Genomic DNA, 10,748 nt, shown 5'->3' on the forward strand with positions numbered 1-10,748 from the left:
ATGATATACTTGTTTTAAATACGATTTGCAATGCAACACAGGAAAGACAAGTGGAGGCTAGGCGTATTGCTTCTGAGGTTGACGCTATGATTGTCATAGGAGGCAGGAATAGTTCCAATACACAGAAATTGTACGAAATATGCCAAAAGGAATGTAAGAACACTTACTTTATCCAGTCACTCGGCGATTTCAATCCTGAATGTGTGAATTCTGTGAGCAGCGTAGGTATTACAGCAGGGGCTTCGACCCCAAATCAAATAATTGAGGAATTGAGGAGGTTCATACTAATGCCAGAATTAAGTTTTGAGCAAATGTTGGAGGAGTCTTTAAAGACAATCCGGACAGGAGAAATCGTCACCGGTAAAGTGATTGACGTAAAAGAAGATGAGATTGTCTTAAATATAGGCTATAAGTCCGATGGTATCATCCCGAGAAGCGAGTATACCAACGAGGCAAATGTGGATCTGCGCACCCTGGTTCAGGTTGGCGACGAGATGGAAGCAAAGGTTGTTAAGGTAAACGATGGTGAGGGTCAGGTTGCTCTGTCCTACAAGAGACTTGCTGCTGATAAGGGCAACAAGAGACTGGAAGAGGCTTTTGAGAACCATGAGGTTCTGACTGCAAAGGTAGCACAGGTTCTTGACGGTGGTCTGAGTGTTGTTGTTGATGAGGCTAGAGTCTTCATCCCGGCAAGCCTGGTATCCGATACCTATGAGAAGGATCTGAGCAAGTACGCTGGTCAGGAGATTGAGTTCGTTATCACTGAGTTCAATCCGAAGAGAAGACGTATCATCGGCGACAGAAAGCAGCTGATGGTTGCTAAGAAGGCTGAGATGCAGAAAGAGCTGTTCGAGCGTATCCATGTTGGCGATACCGTTGAGGGTACTGTAAAGAACGTTACCGATTTCGGTGCATTCATCGATTTAGGTGGTGCTGATGGTCTTCTGCACATCTCCGAGATGTCCTGGGGTCGTGTAGAGAACCCGAAGAAGGTATTCCACTCTGGCGATAAGGTAACCGCTCTGATCAAGGATATCAGTGGTGAGAAGATCGCTCTGAGCTTAAAGTTCCCGGAGCAGAATCCGTGGGTAAACGCAACTGAGAAGTATGCAATCGGCAACGTAGTAGAGGGTCGTGTTGCTCGTATGACCGATTTCGGCGCATTCGTTGAGCTGGAGCCGGGCGTAGATGCACTGCTTCATGTATCCCAGATCTCCAGAGATCATGTTGACAAGCCGTCTGACGTTCTGAAGATTGGTCAGGAGATCGAGGCAAAGGTTGTTGATTTCAACGGCGAGGACAGAAAGATCAGCCTGAGCATCAAGGCTCTTCAGGCAGATCATCAGGATGATACTGACGCAGCAGATCAGAACTAAAAATAAACACGTTTCAGGATGAATGGCATAGGGCATCGGACCGCAAGATCCGGTGCCTTTTTATGTGGTTCTGATACATCCTGTTTTTGGGCATACCAAATAAGTCGCCCTCATTTACCGACCATTTTAATTTATGATGTACAGTGAAGAATTCGAGTACGGAACCGTTTAAAGTTGCTTGGATTATATGGAAGTTTGAAATATATCTTGACATCATATACTATATGACGTATAGTATAAACACAAACAATATTATACATTATATAATATTGATTTGAAAATAAGATAAGGCAGAGTACGATGAGAAGAATGGAGGAGGTTGAGACAGAGATGGTATTTAACACCGGCGCTGCACTTCTCGATGCAATCGTTCTGGCGGTGGTTTCCCGCGAACAGCAGGGAACTTACGGGTACAAGATCACGCAGGATGTTCGGGAGGTGCTTGAAATTTCGGAATCGACTCTGTATCCGGTACTTCGCCGTCTGCTAAAGGACGACTGTCTGGAGACGTATGATCGCGCGATTGATGGTAGAAATCGAAGATATTATCGGATCACGGAGAGCGGAAGAGCTCAGTTGAATCTGTATCGCGGGGAATGGAATAGCTATATGCAAAAGATATGCAGGATATTGGAGGAGAAGACATGACACGGAAAGAATTTATGAGACAGCTTGAATATCTGCTTCAGGACATTCCCGATGAGGAGAGGGAGGAGGCAGTCGCCTACTATCGCGATTATCTCGAGGAAGCCGGAGATGAGGGCGAGGAAGAAGCCTTGAAAGAATTTGGAAGCCCGGAGCGTGTGGCAGCGATTATTCGGAGTGATCTGAATGGGAATCTTGAAGATGGAGGGAGCTTTACAGAGAGTGGATACGAGGATGAGCGTTTCCGCGACCCGAACACCCAGATGACGGAACACAAAGATCTGCCGGACGCGATCGATGTGGAGTGGACGGAGCATCAGGATGAAAAGAAGATATCCGGCGGTGCGGATGCCTATGAGAACTCGAGATTTCATGATTTTTCAGATCTCAATGAAGAAAAGGAAAGTAACTCGGCGGATTCGATCTCTCCGAAAGAGCGGAGAAAACGGTTTTTGAAGGTTGGAATTATCATTGCGATTCTTGCAGTTCTCTCACCGCTTGCGATTGGAACGGGAAGTGTTTTTATGAGTATTGTGCTTGCCAGCGTTCTGTCTGTGGTGGCAATTCTGATCGGAGTCGGAGCTCTGACCATCACCGCCTTTGTCGGCGCAGTGATTTGCTTTGTATGGGGAATCGGGACCAGTTTTATCCATATTGGAGCCGGAATAGTGGTGATTGGAGCCGGACTTTTGTCACTGGGTCTTGGACTGATCGGTTTTGTGATTTCATGGTTGCTTTATCTGCATTTTATGCCGTGGTGCATCAGAGGAATTGTAAACTGGATCAGTAGAATTCTGCACGGAGAAAGGAGATATGCGGGACAATGAAACTGAGCAAATGGATGAAATGGACATTGATTATAGGAGCTGTCTTCTGTCTGGTTGGAGTTGGAGTCATGACCTGTGGTGCGATGATGGGTGGAGTCAGCAATATGAGCGTTGCGATCCACCGAATGTTGTAAGAAAAACAGAAAGAAACGGAGATGAAGGAATTTATGAATAGAAAATTATATCGTTCTTCCACGAATCGAATGATTTGTGGAGTATGTGGAGGAATTGGAGAATATCTTGGTGTGGATGCGACATTGGTGCGCCTGATCTGGGCGATCGTCGCATGTTCTGGAACCGGACTTCTCGCTTACATTCTGGCAGCGGTGATTATTCCGGAGAATCCGGGAAGTGGATATTAAAAGAAATCCAATTGATGAGAGAAAGTTTCAAGAAATGTTTGGTTGTGACTGTGAAAGGACGGAACAGTCACGAATAGAGTTGTAAAAAAGCGGGCATACTCCAAGCGAAAGGAGTGTGTCCGTTTTTATGTCGAAAAAGAAGCAGGAAAAAAATATATTTGATCCGGAGCATATGACACAGGAAGAATTGCTGAAATTTGAGATTGCGGAAGAACTGGGCTTGAAAGAACGAGTTCTCTCCGGTGGTTGGAAAGCGCTGACCTCAAAGGAGAGCGGGCGGATCGGTGGACTGATGACAAAGCGAAAGAGACAGCTCAGAGAAGAAAGTCTCCGAAAAGAGGAAGATACAAAAAATGGCTCAGATCGTATGGATTTCTGATGAAAAATCTCAAGTAATATAATACAATAACTGGAAAATTCCGAGTTTTCTTGCAAAATGGACTAATATTTTTTATAATAGAGCCAAGAAAAAACCGGAGGAAGATATGGAAGAGAAGAGACTGCGGAGCGGATTTACCACAGGGGCATGTGCGACGGCTGCGGCAAGGGCTGCGGCCGTTTTTCTATTGAGAGGAACTCTGCCAGAGCGGGTGGAAGTGATACTTCCAGAGGGACAGAGTGCCGTCTGGAAGCCGGAGTACGAGAGTGAGGAGCCCTGTCAGGGGTATCTGCGCGTCCAGAAGGATGCTGGCGACGACCCGGATGTGACACACGGATCCTGGGTCTATGCATGCGTGACGATCCTTACGGAAGCGGAGCTTGAAACGAAACGGCAGACGGGAAGTGGATATTGGCTGGAAGAATATCCGGAAGTCTATCTCGATGGCGGAATCGGAATCGGAATCGTGACAAAGCCGGGGCTTTCCTGTCCGGTTGGTCATTATGCGATCAATCCGGTTCCAAGAAAGATGATTCTCTCTGCGGTTGACGCGGAACGGGATCGATTAGGGTTTCGCGGATGTCTTGGGATTCAGATCGCGATTCCAAGCGGAGTGGAGCTGGCAAAGAAAACCTTCAATCCGAAACTTGGGATTCAGGGAGGAATCTCTGTTCTTGGAACAACTGGAATCGTCAAGCCGATGAGTGAAGAAGCTCTGCTTGCAACGATCCGCCTCGATATTCATATGAAAACGGTTGCAAATGAGAACGTTCTTCTGATGGCACCGGGAAACTATGGAGAGACCTTTTTGAGAGAGGCGATGGGAATCCCGATGGGCGAAGCCGTCCTGTGCAGTAATTTCGTCGCAGATTCAATGCAGATGCTGAGAGAAGAAAATGTCAGAGAACTTCTCTTTGTGAGCCATATCGGAAAACTGATCAAAGTCTCAGCCGGAATTCCCGATACTCATTCCAAGTACGGGGACAGGCGAATGGAGGAGATGGCGCGTTTGACAGCTCTGAGACTGGGAGAACAGGAAAAACAGGAAGAACAAGAAAATCAGGATCTCCTGGATCGGATTCTCGGCTCCAACACGACAGATGAAGCGTTGGAACATATGAATCAGGCGAGAGTCGGACTTGCAGAGCAGATTCTCACGGATTCTGCTGAATCCGCGAAGATTCATCTGGAAAGATGGGCAGGCGGAACCCTTCACGCGGAGGTCGTCACATTTTCTTCAGCACTTGGAATCACAGGCAAGAGCAGTGGAGCGGATGCAATGTTTCGGAAATGGAAAATCCAAAAGCCCCAAAGTTAAACCATAAAAAGATGGAATGGCGAACAATCAGAGCGAGTAGTCGGAATGAACAATCGGAGCGTAAAAAGTCAAGACGTGAAAGATTGTGAAAAATCATTTAGAAGTTGGGAACCGGCAGATCGATCAGCAAACATATAAAATAAATAGAACATATAGAGAAGAAACGAAACAGAGAAGAAATAAAACGATGAAAATTGCAGGAATCAGTTTTACGAGAGCGGGCAGTGAGCAGTTGCGAAAAATCCTTGGTGGGTTACAGGATGATGGTGAAGTGTGCAGAGGTTACATATCAAAGCGTTTTTTGACAGAAGCGGAAGATGCGTGGATTCAGGAGCGAACGGATTCGGTGGGCGACTGGACGTTAAAGCACTTTGAACAGGCAGATGCCCTGATCTATGTCGGGGCAGTGGGAATTGCAGTTCGGGCGATTGCTCCTTACCTAAAAGATAAGATGACAGATCCCGCAGTGCTTGCAGTTGATGAGCAGGGACATTTTGTAATTTCCCTCTTGTCCGGTCATGTCGGCGGTGCGAACCGTCTGACAGAGAGAATTGCAGACATGATAGGCGCACAATCGGTTGTCACGACGGCATCGGATGTACAGGGAAAGACGGCGATTGATGAGTGGGCGAAAGAACGGAATCTCGTGATCTCGGATCGGGAGCTTGCAAAGAAGATTGCAGGCGCAATTGTGGACGGAGAAAAAGTTGGATTTTTCAGCGATTTTCCGGTTGAAGGAGGATGCCCAAATGGCTATGAAAACCAGATCGAGTGTGAGCAAAATGTCTGGGTGACGGATCGCTTAATTCCAACATGTGCGCTTCCTTTGAGTCTGATTTCCACGCTTCGTCTGATTCCGCAGTTTGCGACGCTTGGAATCGGATGCCGGAAAGGGACTCCGCTTGAGGCGATTCGGACAGCGGTTATAGAGACACTGGAAAAAGAAAATCTAGATCTTCGCAGTGTCAGGCAGATCGCAAGCATTGATTTGAAGCGGGAGGAAGCGGGACTGATCGCATTTGCAAGAGAGCAAAATCTCCCATTTGTCACCTACTCGTCAGACGAACTTTTGCGTATCGAGGGAGATTTTACGGAGTCTGCGTTTGTGCGTCAAGTGACAGGAGTCGGAAATGTCTGTGAGCGCTCCGCGATTCTTGGTGCAAGCCAGTTTGCTGAAATGGCTGAATCTCAAAAGAAAATACGGGAAAATCAGGAAAGCAGCAAAGACAAAGAATGTAATCACGACAATTATGATGCTCAGAAAAAGGTGGAGCTTGTGATTCACAAGACGGCATGCAATGGGGTGACGGTCGCAGTCGCCAGAGCAGATTTATCGATTCTGCCAGTATGTAAGTAGAAAAAGGAGAAAGTCAGATCGTTTTGGATATGGATTATGATGATATGGAAAAATATATGAAAAAAAAGGGGAGAATTGTGATATTCGGAGGAACTTCGGAGGGACGGGAACTTGCGGAGACTGCACAGCGCAGTCAGGTGCCGGTGCTTGTCAGCGTGGTCTCTGAATACGGAGAAAGCCTTTTGACAGAAAGTAAGTGGGTTGGGGTTCATCAGGGTGCTCTCGATGCGGATGGGATGAAAGAACTTTTGAAAAAAGAGAATCCGCCGTTTGTGCTTGATGCGACTCATCCGTATGCGAAAGTGGTGACAGCACAGGTTCGAGCGGTCTGCGAGGAGCTCGATCTTCCGTGTTATCGTGTGCTTCGGGAGGAGGAGACGCTTGAGGATGGGATGTACCGCGTTGCATCGACGCAGGAAGCCTCAGATTTTCTTGAGAAGCAGACAGGAAATATTCTGCTCACGACAGGAAGTCGGGAACTTCATGTGTTTGCCGAAAAAGAAACTCTGCTTCCGCGCCTTTTTGCGAGAGTACTTCCGGACAGCAAGGTTCTCGCTCAGTGCGAGGAGATGGGAATCAATGGTTCGCATTTGATTGCGATGCAGGGACCGTTTTCGGTCGAGATGAATCAGGCACTTTTGCATCAGACAAAGGCAGTCTGGATGGTCACGAAAGAGTCGGGAGCGCGGGGCGGATTTCAGGAAAAATGGCAGGCATCCAAGCAGTGTGGAGTCAAATTTCTTGTGATCAACCGTCCGGAAAATGAGGAGGGCATCTCGCTTGCCGAGGCAAAACGTTACTGTTCACGCGATGCGCAAACAGCAACGGCAAAACAGCTTTTGACAGAGCAGGCGGATGTGACAAGATCGACTGAGCAGAGCAAACTAACTGGGTGGAACGATTTAATTGGACAAAATAAATTGACTGGAAAAAGCGAAGAGAGAAGTCTGGAAAATCCAACTGGACAGAATGAGGAAATTGCTCAGAATGATCAAGCCCGACAAATGTTTTTAATCGGAATGGGAATGGGCGGTGGTGGCGACTTGACGGTCAGAGCCGTTCAGACTTTAAATGAGTGTGATGTGGTTTTCGGTGCGCTGAGGATGTTGCAGGATATTGCACAGTATGCGAAGCAGGCTCAGAAAATTCCACTTTTTCAGGCGACTGCGATTGCACAGTGGCTTACGAGTCATGAGAATTTTATTTCTGATGGATCCGCGATCACAAAAGTCGCTGTCATTCTCTCAGGGGATACGGGATTTTACAGCGGGAGCAGTGCACTGGTAAAGCAGTTTTCGGGGAGCGGGTGGAATGTCCATGTGCTTGCCGGAATCTCGTCTCCGTCGGCGCTTGCCTCCCGCATGCAGACAAGTTGGGAGGACTGGTATCTTTCGAGTGTGCATGGGCGAAGCTATGAGGCGGAAGACCTGCGGGAACTGCTTGATAACCACGAAAAAGTATTTTTGCTTCTCGGCGGAAGCGGAAGTTTTCTCCATGAAGTCTGCGAAAAACTTGTGGAGATTGGGTATGCAAGCGTAAAAGTCACTGCCGGAATTCGCATGGGCTATGCGGATGAGAGATTAATTTCAGGGCAGGCGGAAGAACTTCAGCACCAACAGATCAAAGAACTGACCGTTGCACTGATTGAGAGAGGAAAGGAATACACAGATAGATGAGAGACGAATGGTTTGTGCGCGGGAAAATCCCGATGACAAAAGAGGAAGTCAGAGTTGTCTCACTTGCAAAGCTGGAGATTGCTCCTGACAGTGTGATTTACGACATCGGAGCAGGGACAGGTTCAGTGACTGTGGAGGCGATCTGTATGGCACCGCAGGGGCAGATCTATGCATTTGAGCAGAAAAAAGAGGGCTGTGAGCTGATCCGTGAAAATCTGAATCGTGTCGAAATTCCAGCGGAGCGGGCAGTTGTCGTGGAGGGAAGAGCGCCGGAGTGTCTGTCCGGCTATCCGGTTCCTGATCGGGTATTTATCGGGGGAAGCGGGGGAAACATTTCCGAGATCCTTGATCTTTTATTTGAGAAAAATCCGTCCGTCCGCATCGTCATCAATGTGATTGCGCTTGAGAGTCTCAGCCAGGTCACGGACTACTGCGCACGACGGGGGTTAATTCCAGATGTGACCTGTATTCAGGCATCTCGCGCAAAACAGCTCGGCGCTTATCATCTGATGCAGGGAATGAATCCGGTCTATGTGATTACGCTTGACGGGAGAGAGCGACGAGAAGAGAAACGAGAGGGAATTCCGAGACTTCTTCTGACGGCTCCGGCGAGTGGGAGCGGAAAGACTGTGATTACATCGGGACTTCTCGCCCTGTTTTCAAAAATGGGACTTTCCTGTGTGTCCTTCAAATGTGGCCCGGATTACATTGATCCGATGTTTCACCGCTATGTACTCGGAATCCCCGGAAGCAACCTCGACAGCTTCTTTCTCGATGAGGATGGAGTCAGACAGCTCTTTGAGGAGCGCAGTGCCGATCACGAGCTTGCATTGATCGAGGGCGTGATGGGATATTATGACGGCGTGGCGGGAACCTCGTTTCAGGCTTCAAGCTATGAGATTGCAAGAATCACAGATACGCCGGCAATTCTTGTCGTGGATGCAAAAAAGAGCAGTCGCTCAGTTTCGGCGCTGATCAAGGGATTCCTTGAGTATCAGAAGGATAGCCGGATTGTCGGAGTGATTTTAAACAGAACTTCCCCGATGATGACAGAGAGATTGAGACCGCTGATTGAGGAACTCGGTGTCAAACTGATCGGTGCAGTGCCGGAGTGCCCAGAAGCACAGCTTGAGAGCCGTCATTTGGGACTCACACTTCCGAATGAGCAGAAGAAGCTTCGCGTACATATGGGGACACTTGCGGATCGTCTCGAACAATGCCTCGATATTCCGAAACTTCTCGCGCTTGCAGGGATTGCAGAAGATCAAGATCTGAATGATCATGAGAAGAAGGAAACGAATAAGAAGAACGAAAAGAATGGTTATGATTATAAAGAGAATAGTTGCAAGAATACAAACTCAGAAGAAGAGCATACAGGCGCTTCGCTTGAAGATCTTGCACCATTGTCTTCAACGGTTTCTACCCGTCGAATCGGAGTTGCGCAGGATGAGGCCTTTTGTTTTTATTATCAGGAGAATCTGGAATTTTTGAGACAGAATGGCTGGGAGATTGTGACGTTTAGCCCGCTCCATGATCAAAAAATTCCTGAAAATCTGGATGCTCTGCTTCTCGGTGGTGGTTATCCGGAACTGTATGCGAGAGAGCTCTCGGAAAATCACTCGATGCTTGAGAGCATCCGAATTGCAGGGACAGACCAGACAAAGAAAATCAAGATTCTTGCAGAGTGCGGAGGATTTCTCTATCTGCATCGCACACTCGAAGATCCAGATGGCAAAAAATGGAAGATGGTTGGTCTTCTCGATGCAGATGCATTCCGCACAAAGAAACTCTCAAGATTTGGATATATTACACTGAAAACAAATCAAACAAATCTTGCTTTGTTGCCAGATCAGATGCCAGATCAGATGGAGTCAAAAAATCTGGATGAGACAGAAAACGGAAAAAACAAAGAGAAAACAGAGCGCGGGGAGAATGACAGGGTTGCAATCCGCGGACATGAGTTCCATTACTGGGACAGCACTGATCCGGGAACGGCACTTCTCGCAGAGAAACCACTCTCTTCGAGAAAATGGGCGTGCATGCATGTGAGTGACCGGATGATTGCAGGATTTCCACATCTCTATTATCGGTCTGCTCCAAACTGGATTTTGAACTTTTTGAACGGGAGAGCGTGTGCAAAAGAGGGAGAAAATTTGAGATGATTCATCTAATTACCGGCGGGAGCGGGAGTGGGAAATCGGCATTTGCAGAAAATTGTGTGATGCAGTCTGGCGCTTCCGAGCGATTTTATATTGCGACGATGAAAGTCTGGGGCGAAGAAGGACGGCGACGGGTCGAGAAACACCGAAAGATGCGCCAGGGAAAGGGATTTGTGACGATTGAGTGTGAGACGGATTTGAAATCTCTTTGCCTGAGAGATTATCGAAAAAAATCGAATCACCGATCAAATTCTTCCACTTCCGTTCTTCTTGAATGTATGTCAAATCTCACCGCAAATGAGATGTTTGAGAAAGGCGGAAGTGTGACAGAAATCTGTGAGCGAATTCTGGATGGAGTGCAGAGTCTCGCAGAGCAGACGGATTATCTTGTGATTGTCACAAATGAGATCTTTTCAGATGGATGCGAGTACGATGAGGATACGCTTCGCTATATCGATCTGCTATCAGAGATCAATCGAAAACTTGCGCAGATTTCCGATGAGGTGACAGAGGTCGTATTTGGAATTCCGGTTAATCTCAAAAAAAGAATCCGATAAAGGAGGGGGATCGGAATGAGTCAGAATCAGGAAGAGAAAGAAAAAGAAAAAGAAACTTTTTCTTTCTCTTCCTGATTCTGACTCATTCCGAT

At 47.4% G+C, this 10,748-nt stretch carries 11 protein-coding genes; all 11 read left to right on the plus strand.

Annotated features, from left to right (window positions below; genetic code table 11):
• Positions 1 to 1,376, plus strand: a 1,376-nt coding sequence (rpsA, locus tag AC4EVX_RS12280) for a 30S ribosomal protein S1 (RefSeq protein ID WP_490160301.1), incomplete at its 5' end; no start/stop codon positions are given.
• Positions 1,377 to 1,706: 330 nt separating this feature from the next.
• Positions 1,707 to 2,024 (plus strand): PadR family transcriptional regulator, encoded by a 318-nt coding sequence (locus AC4EVX_RS12285; protein WP_177976874.1) that lies wholly within the window; start codon positions 1,707 to 1,709, stop codon positions 2,022 to 2,024.
• Complete coding sequence (locus AC4EVX_RS12290; RefSeq protein WP_177976853.1) at positions 2,021 to 2,848, plus strand: HAAS signaling domain-containing protein; 828 nt, start codon at positions 2,021 to 2,023, stop codon at positions 2,846 to 2,848. Before AC4EVX_RS12285 ends, AC4EVX_RS12290 begins: the two co-directional genes overlap by 4 nt.
• Complete coding sequence (locus tag AC4EVX_RS12295) at positions 2,845 to 2,982, plus strand: hypothetical protein (RefSeq protein ID WP_177976854.1); 138 nt, start codon at positions 2,845 to 2,847, stop codon at positions 2,980 to 2,982. Before AC4EVX_RS12290 ends, AC4EVX_RS12295 begins: the two co-directional genes overlap by 4 nt.
• Before the next feature lie 33 nt (positions 2,983 to 3,015).
• Positions 3,016 to 3,210 (plus strand): PspC domain-containing protein, encoded by a 195-nt coding sequence (locus AC4EVX_RS12300; protein ID WP_177976855.1) that lies wholly within the window; start codon positions 3,016 to 3,018, stop codon positions 3,208 to 3,210.
• A 127-nt stretch (positions 3,211 to 3,337) separates the two neighbouring features.
• Positions 3,338 to 3,589, plus strand: a complete 252-nt coding sequence (locus AC4EVX_RS12305) for an alpha/beta-type small acid-soluble spore protein (protein WP_177976856.1) — start codon at positions 3,338 to 3,340, stop codon at positions 3,587 to 3,589.
• 106 nt (positions 3,590 to 3,695) lie between these two features.
• Entirely contained in the window at positions 3,696 to 4,907 is a 1,212-nt protein-coding gene (gene cbiD / locus AC4EVX_RS12310) for a cobalt-precorrin-5B (C(1))-methyltransferase CbiD (RefSeq protein ID WP_177976857.1), read from the plus strand.
• Between the two features lie 187 nt (positions 4,908 to 5,094).
• The gene (locus tag AC4EVX_RS12315; RefSeq protein ID WP_177976858.1) at positions 5,095 to 6,264 is read left to right on the plus strand and encodes a cobalt-precorrin 5A hydrolase; all 1,170 of its coding nucleotides are present in this window, start codon (positions 5,095 to 5,097) and stop codon (positions 6,262 to 6,264) included.
• Between the two features lie 77 nt (positions 6,265 to 6,341).
• Positions 6,342 to 7,940, plus strand: a complete 1,599-nt coding sequence (gene cobK / locus AC4EVX_RS12320; protein WP_177976859.1) for a precorrin-6A reductase — start codon at positions 6,342 to 6,344, stop codon at positions 7,938 to 7,940.
• Positions 7,937 to 10,102, plus strand: a complete 2,166-nt coding sequence (locus AC4EVX_RS12325) for a cobyrinic acid a,c-diamide synthase CobB (RefSeq protein WP_490160302.1) — start codon at positions 7,937 to 7,939, stop codon at positions 10,100 to 10,102. The genes cobK and AC4EVX_RS12325 overlap by 4 nt, the downstream gene beginning before the upstream one ends.
• A complete protein-coding gene (locus AC4EVX_RS12330; RefSeq protein WP_177976861.1) occupies positions 10,099 to 10,656 on the plus strand; it encodes a bifunctional adenosylcobinamide kinase/adenosylcobinamide-phosphate guanylyltransferase in 558 nt (185 codons plus the stop codon). Before AC4EVX_RS12325 ends, AC4EVX_RS12330 begins: the two co-directional genes overlap by 4 nt.
• Positions 10,657 to 10,748: the final 92 nt, after the last annotated feature.

The sequence above is a fragment of the Brotaphodocola sp. genome (assembly GCF_983179755.1).

What these genes read in the sequence shown, in the direction of transcription:
- AC4EVX_RS12285 (WP_177976874.1), top strand. Translation starts at nt 1,707, where the DNA reads ATGGTATTTAACACCGGCGCTGCACTTCTCGATGCAATCGTTCTGGCG.
- AC4EVX_RS12290 (WP_177976853.1), top strand. Translation starts at nt 2,021, where the DNA reads ATGACACGGAAAGAATTTATGAGACAGCTTGAATATCTGCTTCAGGAC.
- AC4EVX_RS12295 (WP_177976854.1), top strand. Translation starts at nt 2,845, where the DNA reads ATGAAACTGAGCAAATGGATGAAATGGACATTGATTATAGGAGCTGTC.
- AC4EVX_RS12300 (WP_177976855.1), top strand. Translation starts at nt 3,016, where the DNA reads ATGAATAGAAAATTATATCGTTCTTCCACGAATCGAATGATTTGTGGA.
- AC4EVX_RS12305 (WP_177976856.1), top strand. Translation starts at nt 3,338, where the DNA reads ATGTCGAAAAAGAAGCAGGAAAAAAATATATTTGATCCGGAGCATATG.
- cbiD (WP_177976857.1), top strand. Translation starts at nt 3,696, where the DNA reads ATGGAAGAGAAGAGACTGCGGAGCGGATTTACCACAGGGGCATGTGCG.
- AC4EVX_RS12315 (WP_177976858.1), top strand. Translation starts at nt 5,095, where the DNA reads ATGAAAATTGCAGGAATCAGTTTTACGAGAGCGGGCAGTGAGCAGTTG.
- AC4EVX_RS12325 (WP_490160302.1), top strand. Translation starts at nt 7,937, where the DNA reads ATGAGAGACGAATGGTTTGTGCGCGGGAAAATCCCGATGACAAAAGAG.
- AC4EVX_RS12330 (WP_177976861.1), top strand. Translation starts at nt 10,099, where the DNA reads ATGATTCATCTAATTACCGGCGGGAGCGGGAGTGGGAAATCGGCATTT.